The sequence below is a fragment of the Streptomyces sp. NPDC101490 genome, from assembly GCF_044767145.1.
Classification (GTDB): domain Bacteria; phylum Actinomycetota; class Actinomycetes; order Streptomycetales; family Streptomycetaceae; genus Streptomyces.
In genome coordinates this window covers 695,110-713,435 of sequence record NZ_JBIWNI010000003.1, presented here as the reverse complement: position 1 = coordinate 713,435, position 18,326 = coordinate 695,110, and the positions used below count along the sequence as shown (strand labels likewise).

The following is an 18,326-nucleotide window of genomic DNA, read 5'->3' as shown; positions in this document are numbered from 1 at the left end:
TCTCCGCGTCCGAGCCGCGCCGACGTCACCGGCCGCCGGACCGGGCCCCTCCCCGTCCCGTCCGGCGGGGCCTCAGCCGATCTCCGCCAGGGCGAAGCCCGGTTCCGTGCCGCCCGCGTCCGCGAGGCGGGCGCCGTCCGGGCCCCAGGCCCCGGCCCGGCCGCAGCCCGTGCCGTCCTCGTTGGCCCCGAGGACGTTGCCGAGCACCACGTACAGGCCGAAGTCCCGGGCCCGTACGGGATAGACCGTGTCGAACGAGTCGTTGTCGGCGGCCAGCACCGAGCTGGCCAGATAGGCGGCGCAGCCGTCGGCGGCGGCCCGTTCGGCCAGTTCGGGGAAGCGGTTGTCGTAGCAGGTGGCGGTGGCGAACCGGAGCCCGTCGAGGGTGAACCGCCCGTCGGTGGCGCCGGGCGCGAACACCTCCCGCTCGATCCCGTACAGGTGCCGCTTGTCGTAGCGGGCGAGGAGCGAGCCGTCCGGGCCGATCACCAGCGAGGTGACCGCCGGGCGTCCGTCGTCCGTCCGCACCGGCCCGTTGACGACGGCCGCCGCCGACACCGCGCGGCAGGCGTCCCGTACGGGTTCGAGCCGGGGGTCGTCCTCGGTGAGGACCAGGGCGGGGGTGTCCCGGATCAGGGAGGGCTCGTAGCCGGTGAGGCAGAGCTCGGCGAAAACGACCAGGCGGGCGCCCTCGGCCCCGGCGGCCCGGACCAGGCCGGCGACGGTCCGGACATTGGCGTCGAGGTCCCCCGCGACGGGGGCGAACTGGGTGGCGGCGATGATCATGCCCCCATCATCCCGCCCGGCCCCGTGACGGAAGCCAGGGGCTCCCCCGTCCCGCCCGGTCCGGAGCAGTGGCCGGGGCCTCTGCTCATCCCGCCCGGCCCGGCCCGGAGCGGTGGCGGGGACCTCTGCTCATCCCGCGCGGTCCGGAGCGGTGGCCGGAGCCTCTGCTCATCCCGCCCGGTCCGCTCCCGGCCGCCCCGGGGCGTCCTCCGCCGTCCCGTCGCCGCCGAGCAGCGCCAGGAAGTCCCGGAAGGCGCCCGGCATGTCGACCGCCGAGGGGTCCAGGAGCCACTGGTACTGGAGGCCGTCCATCACCGCGGTGAGGAGCGGCGCGGCCCGCTCCGGGGTGAGGCCGCCCGGCAGCCGGTCGCCGAACTCCAGGCGCAGCACCCGCGCCATGTTCTCCCGCACCTGCGCGTACCGCTCGGTGAAGAACTCCCGGGCCGGGTGCCCGTCCGTGACGCTCTCGCCGAGCAGCGCGGAGAAGGTCTGCACGATCCCGGGCCGCATCGCGTTGTACTCGACGAGGGAGTCCAGCAGGTCGAGCCGCCAGTTCTCGCGGTCGCGGCCGCCGCTGGTGTCCCAGCGGTCGCGTTCCCCCAGGACGGCGACGAGCAGCGCCTCCTTGGTGGGGAAGTAGTGCAGCAGCCCCTGCTGGGTCAGGCCGACGCGCTCGGCGACCGCGCCGAGGGCGGCACCCCGGTAGCCGCGCTCGGCGATCACCTCCAGGGCGGCGCGCAGGATCTCCGCCCGGCGTTCCTCGCTCCTCGCCCGTGCCATCGGCCCGGCCCCTTTCCGCAGGTCCTCGTCTCCAAGGACCGTACGCCATGATGAAAATAACGAAGAGGTCACGTTACCTACCGATCTACAGGTAAGTGGGTCCATGATGGCCCCACCAGCACTTCAACGCGGAGGTAACGGACGTGACGGACGTGAACGAGGATGCGGTGCGCGAGGCCAACGCCGATGAGGGCACCGCGAACCAGGGCGCCACGGACGGGGACGCGACGAACGGGAGCGCGGCGGACGGGAGCCCGGTGAGCGGCGACGCCCTGCGCGAGGCGGCCGTGGCGGCGGCGCTCGCCCGGCTCGACCTGGACACCAAGGCGCGGCTGCTCGGCGGCCAGGACATGTGGTCCCTGCCCGCCCTCCCGGAGATCGGCCTGGCGTCACTGGTCATGTCCGACGGCCCCATCGGCGTCCGGGGCGTCCGCTGGACCGCCGACGACCCGTCCGTCGCCCTGCCCTCCCCGACCGCGCTCGCCGCCACCTGGGACCCGGCCCTCGCCCGCCGGGCCGGCCGCCTCCTCGCCCAGGAGGCCCGCCGCAAGGGCGTCCACGTCCTCCTCGCGCCCACGGTCAACCTGCACCGCACGCCCCTCGGCGGCCGTCACTTCGAGGCGTACAGCGAGGACCCGCTGCTCACCGGCGCGATCGGCACCGGCTACGTCCAGGGCGTCCAGGACGGCGGCGTCGGCACCACCGTCAAGCACTTCGTCGCCAACGACGCCGAGACCGACCGCTTCACCGTCGACAACCGGATCGCCCCGCGCCCGCTCCGCGAGCTCTACCTCGCGCCCTTCGAGGCCATCGTCACCAACGCCCGCCCCTGGGGCATCATGACCGCCTACAACCAGGTCAACGGCGTGACGATGACCGAGCACCACCACCTCGTCAACGAGGTGCTGCGCGGCGAATGGGGCTTCGACGGCTTCAACGTCTCCGACTGGATGGCAGCCCGCTCCACCACCGGCGACATCCGGGGCGGCCTCGACGTCGCCATGCCCGGCCCCGTCACCGTCTACGGCGAGGCCCTCGCCGCCGCCGTGCGCGCCGGAGAGGCCGAGGAGTCCGCCGTCGACACCGCCGTCCGCAACGTCCTGCGGCTCGCCGCCCGCGTCGGCGCCCTCGAAGGCGCCCCGCCGGTCGTCACCGAACCCCCCGCCGCCCTCGACGGCGACGCACTCGCCCGCGAGATCGCCCGCCGGGGCTTCGTCCTGGTCCGCAACGAGAACGCGGCCCTGCCCCTGCGGGCGGGAAGCGTCGCCCTCTCCGGCGCCGCCGCCCGCGACGCCCGCGTCCTCGGCGGCGGCTCCGCGCAGGTCTTCCCCGAGCACGTCGTCTCCCCGCTCGACGGCCTCACCGCCGCCCTGCCCGCCGGGAGCCTCTCCTACGCGGTCGGCGCCGACCCCAGCGACGAACTCGCCCCCGCCGACCAGGGCTTCACCCTCCGCGCCCGCTGCCGCGACGCCGCCGGACGGCTCCTCGGCGAGGGCTCCCTGCCCAACGGGCAGGTCCAGTGGATCGGCGACGACCTCCCGGCGGGCGTCAGCCACGAGAACCTCGCCTCCGTCGAGGTCGTCGGCACCTTCACCCCGCGCGAGTCCGGGGAACACTCCTTCGGCACCCGGGGGCTCGGCGCCTTCACTCTCGCCGTCGGGGGCACCACCGTCTTCGACGGCGTCCAGACGATGGGCCCCGAGACCGACCCCTTCGAAGCGTTCTTCGGCTCCCCGGTCGAGCGCGCCAAGGTCACGCTCACCAGGGGCGAGACCGTCGAGGTCTCCCTGCTGCACACCCTGGACAAGGAGTTCGCGGCCCCGCTCCCGGCCGTCATGTTCTCCTTCGTCCACCTCGGGCCCCGCCGTGACCCCGACGAACTGATCACCGAGGCCGTCGAGGCGGCCCGCACCGCCGACACCGCCGTCGTGGTCGTCGCCACCACCGAGCGGGTCGAGTCCGAGGGCTTCGACCGCAAGGACCTCGCCCTCCCCGGACGCCAGGACGACCTCGTACAGGCGGTCGCCGCCGTCAACCCGAACACCGTCGTCGTGGTCAACGCGGGCTCCCCGGTCGAACTGCCCTGGCGCGAGGACGTGGCCGCGGTGCTCCTCAGCTGGTTCCCCGGCCAGGAGGGCGGCGCCGCCCTCGCCGACGTCCTCACCGGCGCCGAGGAGCCCGGCGGCCGTCTCCCCACCACCTGGCCCGGCACCCTCGCCGACGCCCCGGTCACCGACGTCACCCCGGCCGAAGGTCAACTCACTTACGAAGAGGGGCTGTTCATCGGCTACCGGGCCTGGGACCGGAGCCCGGCCGTCCCCGCGTACGCCTTCGGCCACGGCCTCGGCTACACCACCTGGTCGTACGAGGGGCTGAGCACCGGCCCCGGTACCGCGACCGTCCGGCTCACCAACACCGGCGGCCGGGCGGGCCGCGAGACCGTCCAGCTCTACCTGGCCCCCGCCGACGACCCGGTGGAGCGCCCGGCCCGCTGGCTCGCCGGATTCACGAGCGTCGAGGCGGGCCCCGGCGAGACCGTCGAGGCCGAGATCGCGCTGCCCCGCCGCGCCTTCGAGATCTGGGACGAGGAGAAGAACGACTGGACGCTCGTCCCCGGCACCTACGAGGTCGTCGCCGCGCACTCCCTCGCGGACGCCCGCCTGAGCACGACCCTGGAGGTCTGACCCTCCCGCCGCCGGAGCCCGGCCTCAGGCTCCCGCCGCCGGAGGCCCGGCCTCGGACCCCTGCCGTCGGAGGCCCGGCCTCAGGCTCCCGCCGCCGGAGGCTCGACCTCCGGGGCTCCCGCCCCGGAGCCCCGGAGCCCCGGAGCCCCGGCCCACCGGGGCCCGGGCCGACCTCGGAAGGCCCTGCCCTCCGAGGTCCCCCGTACGGCCCCGGGGCGGTACCTGACAGCCGCCCCGGGGCCCCTCACGCCGCCGTGATCCGCCGGTACGCCAGCTCCGCGAGCCGCGCCTGGCCGTCCTTGCTGGGGTGGAACCAGTCCCACGGGCTCAGCTGTTCTCCGTCGAAGCGGAAACCGAAGACCGCCCCGCCGTCGTACCGGCAGCGCACGTCCCCGGCGCACACCTCCTTGAGCACCCGGTTGTACGCCACCACCCGGTCCTGCACCGCCGTCCGCCGCCGCTCGGCCGCCGGGCCCAGGTCCTCCGCGTCCGCCAGCATCGCGCCGCAGATCCCCAGCTTCCACACCTGCCGTCCCACCGGATCGACCCGCCCCGTGGACCACAGGCGCTTGAGGTCCGGCACGCTCGTCACGTACACCTGCGCCTTCGGCGCGCCCTTCCGGAGCCGGAACAGCGCCGTCTCGAAGGACGCCCGGAAGTCCTCGACCGGGGTCATCAGGTCCGGGGTCGGACGGCAGGCGTCGTTGGCGCCCATCATCACCGTCACCAGCTCCGGCCGCCGGGCCGCCGCTCCCGCCATCTGCTCCGGCAGCTCCGCCATCCGGGCGCCCGTCCTGGCCAGGTTCCAGCTGCGGGCGGCCACCTTCTCCGGGCCGAGGAGCCGCAGCGCCAGGCTGTTCACGGCGGTGTCCGTGCCGGTCGCCCAGGACACCTCGGGGCAGTCCGACAGGACCGCGCAGGCGTCGAAGGCACGGGTCATGGAGTCCCCGACGGCGGCCACGGACGACGGGGAGACGTCCCACAGCGGCGTCGGGCTCGGTGCCGGTCTCGTGGCGGACCGCACGGCGGACGGCTCCCCGGCGGTGCAGCCGGAGAGCGCCCCCGCGCTCAGCAGTGCCGCCGTCACGACGGCGACGGTGGTGCGGAATCGGCGTCGGCCGCGCATCCCTGGCCCCTCCCTCGACGTCCTGGCGGGTGAAAGCTTCGTGTGCACCCGCCCCCGGACCGACCGTACGTCACACCGATGACGGTGCGGCACGGTAGCTTTTCCCCCGTCGAACCAGAGGCACCTTTGCCGACCGGCTCCGGTAAATTACATCACGTCACATGCTGTCCCCTTTTTGACGGTTTGCGATGTTCTGCTCCTGATGCTGTTTACTGAGGCCGCTGGGGAAAGGCGACCCTCGTCCCACACTGGAGGTCCCGGTGACGACACGTGGAGTCCTGTACGTACACTCCGCACCGCGCGCGCTGTGCCCGCACGTCGAATGGGCGGTCGCGGGTGTCCTCGGTGCGAGGGTCCAGCTCGACTGGATCCGCCAGCCGGCGTCCCCCGGCACCTGGAGAGCGGAGTTCTCCTGGAAGGGCCGCACCGGCACCGCCTCCGAGCTGGCCTCCGCGCTGCGCGGCTGGCAGATGCTCCGCTTCGAGGTGACCGCGGAACCCTGCGCCACCGCCGAGGGCGAGCGCTACAGCGCCACCCCCGAACTGGGCATCTTCCACGCCGTCACCGGCCCGCACGGCGACATCCTGGTCCCCGAGGACCGGCTGCGGGCCGCCCTCGCGCGCTCCGCGCAGGGCGAAACCCAGCTGGAGGCCGAGATCGCCAAGCTCCTCGGCAAGCCCTGGGACGACGAACTCGAACCCTTCCGGTACGCGGGTGAGGGCGCCCCCGTCCGCTGGCTGCACCAGGTGGTCTGAGCCCGGTAGATTCCGCCCGGGGCGCGCAGGGGGCGTGCTCCGGGGGGAGCACGAATGAAGAGTGGACGCACGGCGCCGCCGGGTCCGGCCGCCGTTCTGCTGTCGGGCGCCGCGTTCGGCGCGGCGGCGGTCTTCCTGGGGGCGGGGGTCCTCGCCGGTTCCTGGCCCCGGGGCTGGGCGGCCCTGGTGTGCGCCCTGGTCCTGGCGGCGCTGGGGGCGACCGTGCTCGCGGTGCGGAGCCGTAGCCGTAGTCAGGGCCGGAGCCGTACGGCCCACGGCGCCCCGCCCGCCGCTGACACGCCCGGCCGGGCGGGCGGCCCGGCGTCCGCTTCGGCCAAGGCCCGGTCCGCCGCGGACCTGGCCAAGAAGGGGTCCGTCCCGGACCTCACCAAGACCGGCTCCGTCCCGGGTCCCGCCAGGACCGGCCGCCTCCCGCTCGTCTCGGCCGCCGCGCTCTGGGCCCTCGCCCTGCTGGCCTCGGGCCTCTGGGCGGTCGGGTCCGGCGACGACGAGGACGACGAGCGGGCCGAGGCGCGGCCCGGCGCCCGGCCCACCGCCACCACGGGACTCGACCCCAGGCCCGCCGTCGCCTGGCAGGTCCCCGGCGTCGGCCAGAAGTTCGACGAGGCCATCGGCGCCTGGGGTCTCGGCTCCACCGTTGCCCAGGGCCGTGTCGACGGGCTCTTCGCCTACGACGGCGCCACCGGCGCCGTCCGCTGGAGCGTCCCGGCACCCGCCCGGCAGGCCTCCTGCGCGATGTCCCCCGGCACCGGGGAAGGGATCGGACTCCTCGCCTTCAGCCGCCACGAACAGCCCTGCGCCGCCCTGCTCGCGGTCCGCACCGCCGACGGAGAGGTCCTCTGGCGGCGCGACCTGCCCGACGACGGCCTCACGGGTGACCTCGCCGTCGGCGGCGCCACCGCCGTCAGCACCGAGGAGAAGGCCCTCCGGGCCCAGTCCACGGCCACCGGGAAGCAGAGCTGGCAGCGGCCCCACGGCAAGGGCTGCGCGCCCCTCGCCATGGACGCCGACGCCACCCGCACCCTCCTGGTGGAACAGTGCGGCGAGCGCGCCCGGCTCCTCGCCCTGGACACCCGTACCGGCGCCGAACGGTGGGTCCGCGACCTGCCCGTCGAGTCCGAGGCGTCCGCGAGCGTGGTCTCCGTCTCCCCGGTCGTCGTCGCGGTCGACGAGGCGGACCAGCGGGGCACCCACGCCGTCCTCGCCTTCGACGAACGGGGCAACCCGAGGGGGAGCGTGCCGCTGGCCGGGCCCGAAGGCATCCTCTCCGTCCGCGGCGACATCGGAGACGGGGACTCAGCCCGGCCGCTCGTCCTCGGGGACCTCCTGATCACCCTCTCGGAGCGGGGCGGGCTCGTGCCCGACATCGTCGTCGCCCACTCCCTCGCCGACGGCCGCAAGGTCTGGTCGCACCGCGCGGAGCACCAGACGATGGCCCTCACGGCGGAGCCGGACGGCACCGTCGGGGTCCTGGAGAACGAAGGCGTCGGCCATGTCCTGCTGCTCGACTCCGCCACCGGGAAGGTCCGGGCCCGGATCGCCCCGGAAACGGACACGGACGCGGACGCCGACATGATCTCCATCCGCCCCGAACTCGTCCCCGTCAAGGGCGGGCACGTCGTCCTCAACCAGATCCTGATGCATGCGGAACCGGCGGCCTTCGCCCTGCGCTGAGCCGGTACCGCGTACGGCGAAGGCCCGTCCCCGGGGGAGGGACGGGCCTTCGCCGTGTCGGAGGAGCGCTCGGACCGTGCCCGGAGGCTGCTCGGACGGCGCTCGCTCGGACGGAGTCCGGACAGGAGTCCAGTCGGGCGCTCAGACGCTGCGGAACGCCAGGACGACGTTGTGGCCGCCGAAACCGAAGCTGTTGTTGATCGCGGAGATCGTGCCCTGCGGCAGTTCGCGGGGCTCGTCGCGGACGATGTCGGCGTCCACCTCCGGGTCCAGCTCGTCGATGTTGATCGTCGGCGGGGCCAGCCGGTGGTGGAGGGCCAGGACCGTGGCGACGGTCTCGATGCCGCCCGCGCCGCCGAGGAGGTGGCCGGTCATCGACTTCGTCGCGGAGATCGCGACATGATCGAGGTCGTCGCCCAGGATCCGGCGCAGCGCCTTGATCTCGGCGACGTCACCCTGCGGCGTCGACGTGGCGTGCGCGTTGAGGTGGACGACCTCGGACGGCTTCAGGTCCGTCGAGTCGAGCAGGTGCCGCATCGCGGCGGCGATGCCCCGGCCGGTCGGCTCGGGCTGCGCGATGTGGTGGCTGTCGGCCGACAGGCCCTGGCCGAGGACCTCGCAGTAGACGCGCGCGCCGCGCGCCTTCGCGTGCTCCTCGGACTCCAGGATCACGACGCCCGCGCCCTCGCCGAGCACGAAGCCGTCACGGCCCGTGTCGTACGGGCGGGAGGCCTTCGTCGGCTCGTCGTTGCTCTTGGACATCGCCATCATGTTGGCGAAGGCGGCGATCGGCAGCGGGTGGATCGCGGCCTCGGTGCCACCGGCGACGACCACGTCGGCACGGCCGGTACGGATCATCTCGACGGCGTAGCCGATCGCCTCGGCGCCCGACGCGCACGCGGAGACCGGGGTGTGGACGCCCGCGCGGGCGTTCACCTCCAGGCCCACGTTGGCGGAGGGGCTGTTCGGCATGAGCATGGGCACGGTGTGCGGGGAGACGCGGCGGACGCCCTTCTCCTTCAGCACGTCGTACTGGTCGAGCAGGGTGGTCACGCCGCCGATGCCGGAGGCGATGACGGAACCGAGCCGCTCGGGGACGACCTTGTCGTCCTCTCCGGCGGGCGCGGTGTAGCCCGCGTCGGCCCAGGCCTCGCGGGCCGCGATCAGCGCGAACTGCGCCGAGCGGTCCAGCTTGCGGGCCAGCGGGCGGGGCAGGACGTCGCCGGGGTCGACGGCGGCCGTCGCGGCGATCTTGACGGGCAGTTCAGCGAAGCGCTCGCCCTCCAGGGGCCTGACGCCGGAGCGCCCCGCGATCAGACCTTCCCAGGTCGATGCGGAGTCGCCACCCAGCGGTGTGGTTGCGCCGATACCGGTGACGACCACGGTGCGATTGGTCGAGCTCACAGGAATTCGTTCTCCATGTGTGTGATGGTCGAAAGACGGCGCCACCGCCGGGTGGCGGGCCGGGTCAGCGTGGGCCGAATCAGGCCTGGTGCTTCAGGATGTAGCCGGCGGCGTCACCGACGGTCTTGAGGTCCTTGACGTCCTCGTCCGGGATCTTGACGTCGAAGCGCTCTTCGGCGGCCACGACGACCTCGACCATGGACAGCGAGTCGACGTCCAGGTCGTCGGTGAAGGACTTGTCGAGCTGGACGTCCTCGGTCGGGATGCCGGCGATCTCGTTGACGATCTCGGCGAGACCCTCGACGACCTGCTCCTGGGTGAAGGCCATGGTGGCGCTCCTTCTTGTGATTGCTGGTGAATGGTTTGCCGGAAGGATCCGGTGTGACTAGGGGAGGGTAACGACCGACGCGGCGTACACGAGACCCGCCCCGAAGCCGATGACGAGCGCGGTGTCGCCGCTCTTCGCCTGGCCGGTCGCCAGGAGCCGTTCCATGGCGAGCGGGATCGAGGCCGCCGACGTGTTGCCGGTGGTCTCGACGTCCCGCGCGACCGTGACGTGCTCCGGCAGCTTGAGCGTCTTCACCATCGAGTCGATGATCCGCATGTTGGCCTGGTGCGGGATGAAGACGTCCAGGTCGTCCGCCGTGATGCCGGCGGCGTCCAGGGCCTGCTGCGCGACCTTCGCCATTTCGAAGACGGCCCAGCGGAAGACCGCCTGGCCCTCCTGCGTGATGGCGGGGAACTTGATCTCGCCCTGCTGGTTCAGGGGAAGCGTCGAGGCGTCACCCGCGTGGAACTCGTCCCACGGGACGGTCTGCTTGATCGTCTCGGACTTGTCGCCCTCCGAACCCCACACCGTGGGGCCGATGTGCGGCTCGTCGGACGGGCCGACGACCACGGCACCGGCGCCGTCGCCGAACAGGAAGGCCGTCGCGCGGTCCTCCAGGTCCGTCAGGTCGCTGAGCCGCTCGACACCGATGACGAGGACGTACTCCGCCGAACCCTCGACGATCATGCCCTTGGCGAGGGTCAGGCCGTAGCCGAATCCCGCGCAGCCCGCGGAGATGTCGAACGCGGCGGGCTTCCCGGCGCCGATCCGGTCGGCGATCTCGGTGGCGACGGCCGGGGTCTGCTTGAAGTGGGAGACCGTGGAGACGATCACGGCGCCGATCTGCTCCGGGGCGATCCCGGCGTCGGCGATGGCCTTGCCGGAGGCCTCCACCGACATGGCGGCGACGGTCTCCTCCGGCGAGGCCCAGTGACGGGTCGCGATGCCGGAGCGCGAGCGGATCCACTCGTCGGACGAGTCGATCTTTTCGAGGATCACCTCGTTCGGCACGACCCGGGTGGGGCGGTAGCCGCCGACACCGAGGATGCGCGCGTACGGGGCGCCCTTGCTGGGCTTGATCTTCGACATGATTCTCGACACTCCTCGTCAGACGGCCGCGTGCTCAGCGATGAGCGTACGGGCCGCGTCCAGGTCGTCGGGAGTCTTCAGGGCGACCGTGGTCACACCCGGCAGGGCCCGCTTGGCGAGGCCGGTCAGGGTGCCGCCGGGGCACACCTCGACCAGCGCGGTCGCGCCGAGTGCCCGGAAGGTCTCCATGCACAGGTCCCAGCGGACCGGGTTCGCGACCTGGCCGACCAGACGGGCCACGATCTCGGCACCGTCGGCGACCACCAGGCCGTCCTTGTTGGACACGTAACGGGTGGTGGGGGCGGCCGGGGAAAGCTCCCGCGCGGCCTCTTCGAGGGTTGCCGCGGCCGGGCCCATGTGGTGGGTGTGGAACGCGCCCGCGACCTTGAGCGCGACGACCCGGCGGACGCCCTCGGGCTTGTCCGCCTCCAGAGCGGCCAGCTGCTCCAGGGTGCCCGCGGCGACGATCTGGCCCGCGCCGTTCACGTTCGCGGCGGTCAGGCCGAGCCGCTCCAGGTGCGGGACGGTGACCTCGGGGTCGCCGCCGAGCAGCGCCGACATGCCGGTCGGGGTGATCCCGGCCGCCTCGGCCATCGCCAGGCCCCGGGTGCGGACGAGCCGCAGGGCGGCGGTGTCGTCGAGGACGCCCGCGAGCGCGGCGGCGGTGAACTCGCCGACGCTGTGCCCGGCGACGACCCCGGGGGACACGTCACCGAGCGCGGTCGCGGAGAGCAGACCGGCGGCGACCAGGAGGGGCTGCGCCACGGCGGTGTCGCGGATCTCGTCCGCGTCCGCCTTCGTGCCGTAGTGGGCGAGGTCGAGACCGATGGCGTCGGACCAGGCCGCGATGCGGTCGGCGGCGCCGGGGAGTTCGAGCCAGGGGGTCAGGAAGCCGGGCGTCTGGGCGCCTTGGCCGGGAGCGACGAGTACGAGCACCCTCACACTCTCTCTTGCGGACGGCTCCTGGCGCCCGTGGGGACAAGGACGAAGAACCGTCGGGGTAATTGTCGGTGTTCTACAAAAGTCTAGAGCTGCGGATCCGCGTCGGCCAAGCGCCCGAGGATGAGCGCGATCCGCAGCGTGAACGCGGAGCGGACATCGGAGGGTGACCAGCCGGTGACGTCGGTCACACGTCGGAGCCGGTAGCGCACGGTGTTCGGGTGGACGAAGAGCATCCGCGCCGCGCCTTCCAGGCTGCTGGCCTGCTCCAGGTAGACACTGAGAGTTTCGAGGAGCGCCGAGCCCGCTTCCTCCAACGGTCTGTAGATCTCCTCCACCAACTGCTCGCGCGCCGCGGGGTCGGAGGCGATGGCGCGCTCCGGGAGGAGGTCGTCGGCGAGGACGGGCCGGGGCGCGTCCTGCCATGCCGAACAGGCCTTGAGACCGGCCGCCGCCGCCTGCGCGGAGCGGGTCGCGGCCAGCAGGTCGGGGACGACGGGACCGGCGACGACCGGACCGGCCGCGTACGGGCCGATCAGGGCCTTCGCCACGGAGAGCGGATTGTCGTTGCCGCCCGCGATGACGACGAGACGGTTGCCGAGGACGCCGGTGAGGACCTGGAGTTTGGCGTGCCGGGCGGCCCGCCGGATCGCCTCCACGGTGAGTTCGCTGTCGCCGTCGGGGGCGGTGCCGAGGATCACGCACACATGGTCGGGGGAGCTCCAGCCGAGGGCGGCGGCGCGGGAGACGGCGCCCTCGTCGGCCTCGCCGGACAGGACCGCGTTCACGACCAGTGACTCAAGGCGCGCGTCCCAGGCGCCCCGGGCCTCGGCGGCCTGCGCGTACACCTGGGCGGTCGCGAAGGCGATCTCCCGGGCGTAGACGAGGAGCGCCTCGCGCAGCACCGCCTCGTCGCCGGGGGCGGCGACCTCCTCGATGGCCGACTCCATGACCTCGATCGTCGTACGGACCATCTCCACGGTCTGGCGCAGGGTGATCGCCCTGGTCAGCTCGCGGGGGGCGGTGCCGAAGACGTCCGTCGAGATCGCCTGCGGGGTCTCGGGGTGCCGGAACCACTCCGTGAACGCGGCGATGCCCGCCTGGGCCACCAGGCCGATCCACGACCGGTTCTCGGGCGGCATCGCCCGGTACCACGGCAGCGTCTCGTCCATGCGGGCGATGGCGCCGGCGGCGAGCCGCCCGGAGGACTGTTCGAGGCGCTTCAGGGTCGCGGCGTGCGGATGGGCGGCGTTCGTGGGTTCTGGCACGGGACAAGACTGCCTTATCCGGGCGGCGGCGTGCGGGGTCGGGGCGGGTTCGCCTCCCGGCGGGGTCCGGTGCCGGGTCCGGCCCCGGACCCCGGTCGGGGCCGGGCCCCGGGCCGTCGTCGGGGTACGGCCCGGGGCCGTGGCCCGGGTCCGGCCCTGGGTGGCCGGACTACCGTAGGCGCCGTGATACGTATCCAGCGTTCGGTGGAGCGGTACCCCGGGGGCGACCCGGCGGCCGGGATCGAGACCCGGCACGCGCTGTCCTTCGGGCCGCACTACGACCCCGACAACCTCCGGTTCGGCGCCCTGCTCGCCTGCAACGAGGAGCGGCTCGCGCCCGGCGCGGGCTTCGAGGAGCATCCGCACAGCCACACCGAGATCGTGACCTGGGTCGTCGAGGGGGAACTCACCCACCACGACACCGCCGGGCACACCACGGTCGTCCGGCCGGGCGACCTCCAGCGGCTCAGCTCCGCCGACGGCGTCCGGCACGTGGAACGCAACGACGGGGACGTGCCGCTGGTCTTCGTGCAGATGTGGCTGGCACCGCTCGCGCCGGGCGGGGAACCCTCGTACGAGGTGGTGCGGGGAGCCGGGGACTCCGGTCCGTACGACCTCCCGGCGGCGGACGCCCGGCTGCGCGTCCACCGGCTCGGCGCGGGCGAGTCCGCCCCCGTACCGGCGGCGGACTTCGCGTACGTCCATGTCGTACGGGGCACGGTCCGGCTGATGGAGCCGGAGACGCCGAAGGAGCCGGGGGAGCCGACGGGGCTGGTGGAGCGGGGGGAGCCGACGGGCCCGGAGGGCGCCCGGACGGCCGGGGAGGGGGCCCCGGCGGCCGGCCCGGGGTCCCGGGCCGGGGTGCCGCTCGCGCCCGGTGACGCCGTCCGGATCACCGGTGCCACCGGGGGCAGCCTCGTGGCCACGACCGGCGCGGAGGTGCTGGTCTGGGAGATGCGGGACTGGCGCAAGGGCCTGGGCTGAGGGCCCGTCGGGAGGCGGGCCCGGTGCCCCGCGGCCCCGGGGTGCCCTCGGGGCGGTGTGCGGTGCCGTCACGCGGTCCCGGGAAAGTGGCCCCGTCACGCGTCCCCGGGTCGTCCCCCGCCCGGTGCGCGGCCCCGTCGCGCGGCCCCGGCGGTGTCCTTCAGCCGAGCGCGCTCTTCGCCTTCCACTGCTCCCAGCTCAGGTTCCAGGCCCCGTAGCCGTTGCCCTCGGCGACCACGCCCTTGGTGTCCTTGCCGGTGATCTCGAAGGGGTCGCCGACGTTCACCTGCCCGTAGAACGAGGTGGCGTCCGCGTCGCTCATCCCTATGCAGCCCGAACTCCGGTTGGCGCGGCCGAAGTTCGCCGCGTTCCACGGGGCCGCGTGCGCGTACATGCCCGACCAGGTCAGCCGCATCGAGTAGTCGACCATCTTGTCGTAGGCGTCTCCGAGGCCGACCGTCTCCGAGTTCATGTTGATGGTGCCCTCCTTCGCCATCAGCACGGCCGTGCCCCGCCAGGACCGCTTGTCGCCGCCCGGGGTGCCGCCGGAGACCGGGATCGTGCGGACCACGCTCCCGTTCCGGGACAGCGTCAGCCGCTTCCGGTCCAGGTCGACCTTGACGACCTGCGCGGTGCCGACGGTGAATCCGGTGAGGTAGTCACGGACGAACCAGCCGCCGCCGGAGTCCGTCCCGTTCAGGTCCGCCGCCAGCGTCACCTTGGTGCCGGGCTTCCAGTACTCCCGGGGCCGCCAGTCGGCCCGGTCGCGGCCCGAGTGGTCCTTCACCCAGCCCCAGGAACCCTCGGTGGCGTTCGACGTGGTCACCTTCAACTGCCGCTCCACGTCCGCCTTCCGCGTCACCGGCAGGTCGAAGACGATCGACAGGGGGTGGGCGATGCCCACGGTGGTGTTCTTGCCGGGAGCCAGGGTCAGCTTGTTGACCTTCCCCGCCGCCGGGGTGCGGAAGGAGGACGTCGTCATCGACTCCTTGCCGCCCGTCCCACGGGCCGTCACCGCGACCGTGTACGAGGTGCCCGGCGCGGCCTTGCGGTCCGAGGTCCAGGCCGCCCCGCCCTTCCCCGTACGGCCGGTGAGCGTCCCGCCCTCCGTGTCGGTGACGGTCACCTCCGCGATCGTGCCGCCCGTCGCGGTCACGATCACCGGCTTGCCCGCCTCCTGGGTGACGACCCGCACCTTCGCCGGCGAGCCCGAGGACGCTGCGGCGGACGCCCCCGAGGCGGCGGGTCCGCCCGCCGCCTGGGCCGTGCAGGCGGTGAGGGAGACGACGAGGGCGGTCGCCGCCAGGACGGGACGGGACATGCGTATGTGTGACACGGAAGACCTCCGCGGAGGGAAGTGACTGGGATGATCCGGACTCTAGGCCGCGCCCTGCCCCCACCGGGGGCGGGAGGGCCCATGTGACGGGGGCTGCGGCACAACCGTCACCGTCCTGTCACACACGCCGCGCGACCCGGTCTCATTCGGCTGTGAACCTGCTGTCCGCCCCGACCACCGAGGGGCGGAACCAGGAGGCCCCGTTGTGTCAGCGCTGCTCGTGACGGCCGCACCCACCGACCACCACATCCCCGCGGAGCCGCTCCGTCTCGGGCCCGTGACCCCGGAGGCGTACCGCGCGTTCCTCGCCTCCCGCTCCGGTGCGCACGGACCCAGCTTCCTCCAGGTCCCCGCCTGGGCACGGGTCAAGGACGGCTGGTCCCACCAGCTCATCGGCTGGGGCCCCGCCTCCGGGCAGCTCCGGGGCGCCGCCCTGGTGCTGCTGCGGCCCTTCCCCGGCACCCGCAAGTACTTCGCCTACCTCCCCGAGGGGCCCGTCGCCGACTGGGCCGACCCCGACGTCGACGGCTGGCTCTCGCCCCTGCTCGGGCACCTGCGGGCCTCCGGCGCCTTCGCCGTCCGCATCGGCCCCACCCCCGCCTACCGGCGCTGGCACGCCCCCACCGTCAAGGCGGGCACCGGCCCCGGACGCAGGCTCTCCGACGTCCTCGCCGACGAGGTCGACCCGCTCGGCACCCTCGTCGCCGACCGGCTCAGGGCCCGCGGCTGGCGGCGCTGCGGCGGCGAGTCCGAGGACGGCGCCGACGCCCAGCCCCGGCACGTTTTCCAGGTCCCGCTCACCGGCCGCACCCCCGACGACCTGTGGACCGGACTCAACCAGGAGTGGCGGCGCAACGTCCGCAAGGCCCGCAAGTCCGGCGTCGAGATCACCGTGGGCTCCGCCGCCGACCTGCCCGAGTTCTACCGGCTGCTCCGCGTCACCGAGGAACGCGACGGCTTCCGCCTCGGCCGCTCCCTCGCCTACTACGAGCGCCAGTACGCCGTCCTCAACGCCGAACACCCCGGCCGCATGAAGCTCTACCTCGCCCGCCACGAGGGCGAGGTCCTCGCCGCCCACACCATGATCACGGTGGGCGGCCGGGTCTGGTACCAGACCGGCGCCTCCGCCGACCACCGCCGCGAGGTACGGCCCTCCAACGCCCTCCAGTGGCGCATGATGCTCGACGCCCAGGCCCTCGGCGCCGACGTCTACGACCTGCGCGGGGTACCCTCCACCCTCGATCCGGGCGACCGCGCCCACGGGCTGCTCCGCTGGAAGCTCGGCACGGGCGGACAGGTCGTCGAGACGCTGGGGGAGTGGGAGACACCGATGCAGGGCACGGCCAACCAAGCGCTGTACCGCGCCTTCCAGGCGTACCTGGCCCGCCGGTGACGGCCGCCCTCACCACCGGACGGCCCGGCGGGAGACGGGCGAAGGCCCCGACCGCGCTCCGCAGCGGTGCCCTCATGGCCGCCGGATCGCTCGTCTCCCGGGCCACCGGCTTCGTCCGCGCCGCCGTCGTCGCCGCCGCCCTCGGCGCGGGCTACGTCGCCGACGGCTACGCGGTCGGCAACTCCGTCCCCACCATCGTCTACACCCTGCTCCTCGGCGGCGCGCTCAACGCCGTCTTCGTCCCCGAACTCGTCAGGGCGGCCAAGGAACACGCCGACGGCGGCGTCGCCTACACCGACCGGCTCCTCACCCTCTGCGCGCTCGCCCTCACCGCCCTCACCGCCGCCGCCGTCCTCGCCGCGCCCCTCATCGTCGACCTCTACACCGACTACACGGGCGACCAGCGCGCGATGACCGTCGCCTTCGCCCGCACCTGCCTCCCGCAGATCCTCTTCCTCGGCGTCTTCACCCTCCTCGGCCAGGTCCTCAACGCCCGCGGCCGGTTCGGCGCCATGATGTGGACCCCGGTCCTCAACAACGTGGTCGTCGTCGCCGTCTTCGGCCTCTTCCTGGTGGTGAGCGACGGCGGCGCCCTCACCCCCGGCGAGACCGCGCTGCTCGGCTGGGGCACCACCGCGGGCATCGCGCTCCAGGCCCTCGCCCTGCTGCCCCCGCTGCGCGCCGCGGGCTTCCGCTGGCGGCCCCGGTTCGACTGGCGGGGCAGCGGTCTCGCCGCCCCGCTGCGCTCGGCCGGCTGGCTGGTGCTGCTGGTCCTCACCAACCAGGGCGCGTACTGGGTGACCACCCTGCTGGCCACCTCGGCGGGCGGAACGGTCAGCGGCGGCGGCCTCGCCGCGTACAACAACGCCTATCTGCTGTGGACCGTCCCGCACGGCATCATCACGGTCTCCCTGGTGACGGCGCTGCTGCCCCGGATGAGCGGCGCGGCGGCCGACGGCGACCTCGCGGGCGTCCGGCGGGACATCGGCTACGCCCTGCGGACCAGCGGGGCGGCCGTCGTCCCCGCCGCCTGCGCCCTCTTCGCGCTCGCCGTCCCCCTGATGACGGTCGTCTTCCGGTACGGGGCGACCAGCGGCGACGACATCCGCGCCATGTCCTGGATCCTGATGGCCTTCGCCCCCGGACTGGTCGCCCTGTCCGGGCAGTACGTGTGCACCCGCGCCTTCTACGCGCTGCGCGACACCCGCACCCCCTTCCTGCTGAACCTGGTGATCGCGGGCCTCAACGCGCTCCTCTCGCTGGCCGCGCATCTCCTCCTGCCGACCCGCTGGGCCGTCACCGGCATGGCCGCCGGATACTCCCTCGCCCTGTGGGCGGGCTGGGCCGTCACGGCGTACGTCCTGCGCCGACGACTGCGGTCCACGGGCCGGAGCGGCACCCCGGACCTCACCTACGCCACGAAGCCCACCGGCCCCTCGGATCTCACCGGCACCACACGGCCCACCGGCACGGACCCCACCACCCCCGGCGCCACCCCGGACGGCGGCTCCGCCGGGTCCCTCGGCCGTCTGCTGGTCGCCGCCCTGCCCGCCGCCGGATACGGGCTGGTCGTCACCCACCTCACCGGTCCCGCCGGAGCCGTGCCCGCCGGGCTCGCGGGCGCCCTCACCATCGTCGCGGTCTTCGCCCTGCTCGCCCGGCCCCTCCGCCTCACCGAGGTGAGCGCCCTGCTCGCCGCCGGGACCCGCCGTCTCCGCCGCACCTGAACCCCCGCCGACCCGCTCACCGCCCCCTCCTG

Annotated in this window: 15 protein-coding genes; 6 read left to right on the top strand and 9 right to left on the bottom strand. The window is 73.9% G+C overall.

The features are described 5' to 3' along the window. Nucleotides 1-72 precede the first annotated feature (72 nt). Complete coding sequence (locus tag ACIRQY_RS10885) at nt 73-786, bottom strand: carbon-nitrogen hydrolase family protein (RefSeq protein WP_351789138.1); 714 nt, start codon at nt 784-786, stop codon at nt 73-75. Nucleotides 787-954: 168 nt separating this feature from the next. Beyond that, the gene (locus tag ACIRQY_RS10880) at nt 955-1,566 is read right to left on the bottom strand and encodes a TetR/AcrR family transcriptional regulator (RefSeq protein ID WP_403923709.1); all 612 of its coding nucleotides are present in this window, start codon (nt 1,564-1,566) and stop codon (nt 955-957) included. A 257-nt stretch (nt 1,567-1,823) separates the two neighbouring features. Between ACIRQY_RS10880 and ACIRQY_RS10875 the strand changes: the two genes are divergently transcribed. Then, nucleotides 1,824-4,250, top strand: a complete 2,427-nt coding sequence (locus ACIRQY_RS10875) for a beta-glucosidase (RefSeq protein WP_403923900.1) — start codon at nt 1,824-1,826, stop codon at nt 4,248-4,250. Nucleotides 4,251-4,494: 244 nt separating this feature from the next. Here ACIRQY_RS10875 and ACIRQY_RS10870 read toward each other — a convergent pair whose 3' ends face one another. Further along, nucleotides 4,495-5,376, bottom strand: coding sequence for an SGNH/GDSL hydrolase family protein (locus ACIRQY_RS10870; RefSeq protein WP_403923706.1), 882 nt, complete (start codon nt 5,374-5,376; stop codon nt 4,495-4,497). A 260-nt stretch (nt 5,377-5,636) separates the two neighbouring features. Between ACIRQY_RS10870 and ACIRQY_RS10865 the strand changes: the two genes are divergently transcribed. Both ACIRQY_RS10865 and ACIRQY_RS10860 read left to right on the top strand, forming a co-directional pair. After that, nucleotides 5,637-6,131, top strand: coding sequence for a DUF3145 domain-containing protein (locus tag ACIRQY_RS10865; RefSeq protein WP_403923703.1), 495 nt, complete (start codon nt 5,637-5,639; stop codon nt 6,129-6,131). 54 nt (nt 6,132-6,185) lie between these two features. Further along, nucleotides 6,186-7,826 (top strand): PQQ-binding-like beta-propeller repeat protein, encoded by a 1,641-nt coding sequence (locus tag ACIRQY_RS10860; protein WP_403923700.1) that lies wholly within the window; start codon nt 6,186-6,188, stop codon nt 7,824-7,826. A 141-nt stretch (nt 7,827-7,967) separates the two neighbouring features. Here ACIRQY_RS10860 and fabF read toward each other — a convergent pair whose 3' ends face one another. The 5 genes from fabF to ACIRQY_RS10835 all read right to left on the bottom strand — a co-directional run bounded on the left by fabF (nt 7,968) and on the right by ACIRQY_RS10835 (nt 12,854). Further along, nucleotides 7,968-9,230, bottom strand: a complete 1,263-nt coding sequence (fabF, locus tag ACIRQY_RS10855; RefSeq protein ID WP_351789123.1) for a beta-ketoacyl-ACP synthase II — start codon at nt 9,228-9,230, stop codon at nt 7,968-7,970. A gap of 79 nt (nt 9,231-9,309) precedes the next feature. Beyond that, nucleotides 9,310-9,558: an acyl carrier protein gene (locus tag ACIRQY_RS10850; protein WP_403923697.1), complete on the bottom strand. Its 249-nt coding sequence runs from the start codon at nt 9,556-9,558 to the stop codon at nt 9,310-9,312. Nucleotides 9,559-9,615: 57 nt separating this feature from the next. Continuing rightward, nucleotides 9,616-10,647 carry a ketoacyl-ACP synthase III gene (locus ACIRQY_RS10845; RefSeq protein ID WP_351789118.1) on the bottom strand — a complete coding sequence of 344 codons (1,032 nt, stop codon included), beginning with the start codon at nt 10,645-10,647 and terminating at the stop codon, nt 9,616-9,618. 18 nt (nt 10,648-10,665) lie between these two features. Continuing rightward, the gene (locus ACIRQY_RS10840) at nt 10,666-11,583 is read right to left on the bottom strand and encodes an ACP S-malonyltransferase (protein WP_351789115.1); all 918 of its coding nucleotides are present in this window, start codon (nt 11,581-11,583) and stop codon (nt 10,666-10,668) included. An 89-nt stretch (nt 11,584-11,672) separates the two neighbouring features. After that, the gene (locus tag ACIRQY_RS10835) at nt 11,673-12,854 is read right to left on the bottom strand and encodes a helix-turn-helix domain-containing protein (protein WP_351789112.1); all 1,182 of its coding nucleotides are present in this window, start codon (nt 12,852-12,854) and stop codon (nt 11,673-11,675) included. A 183-nt stretch (nt 12,855-13,037) separates the two neighbouring features. On the opposite strand from ACIRQY_RS10835, the gene ACIRQY_RS10830 reads away from it, so the two are divergent. Beyond that, nucleotides 13,038-13,838: a pirin family protein gene (locus ACIRQY_RS10830; RefSeq protein ID WP_403923693.1), complete on the top strand. Its 801-nt coding sequence runs from the start codon at nt 13,038-13,040 to the stop codon at nt 13,836-13,838. A 160-nt stretch (nt 13,839-13,998) separates the two neighbouring features. On the opposite strand, the gene ACIRQY_RS10825 is transcribed toward ACIRQY_RS10830, so the two are convergent. Beyond that, entirely contained in the window at nt 13,999-15,159 is a 1,161-nt protein-coding gene (locus tag ACIRQY_RS10825) for an Ig-like domain-containing protein (RefSeq protein ID WP_403923690.1), read from the bottom strand. A gap of 220 nt (nt 15,160-15,379) precedes the next feature. On the opposite strand from ACIRQY_RS10825, the gene ACIRQY_RS10820 reads away from it, so the two are divergent. Continuing rightward, the gene (locus ACIRQY_RS10820) at nt 15,380-16,567 is read left to right on the top strand and encodes a lipid II:glycine glycyltransferase FemX (protein WP_403923687.1); all 1,188 of its coding nucleotides are present in this window, start codon (nt 15,380-15,382) and stop codon (nt 16,565-16,567) included. After that, nucleotides 16,564-18,294, top strand: coding sequence for a murein biosynthesis integral membrane protein MurJ (murJ, locus tag ACIRQY_RS10815; RefSeq protein WP_403923684.1), 1,731 nt, complete (start codon nt 16,564-16,566; stop codon nt 18,292-18,294). Before ACIRQY_RS10820 ends, murJ begins: the two co-directional genes overlap by 4 nt. Nucleotides 18,295-18,326: the final 32 nt, after the last annotated feature.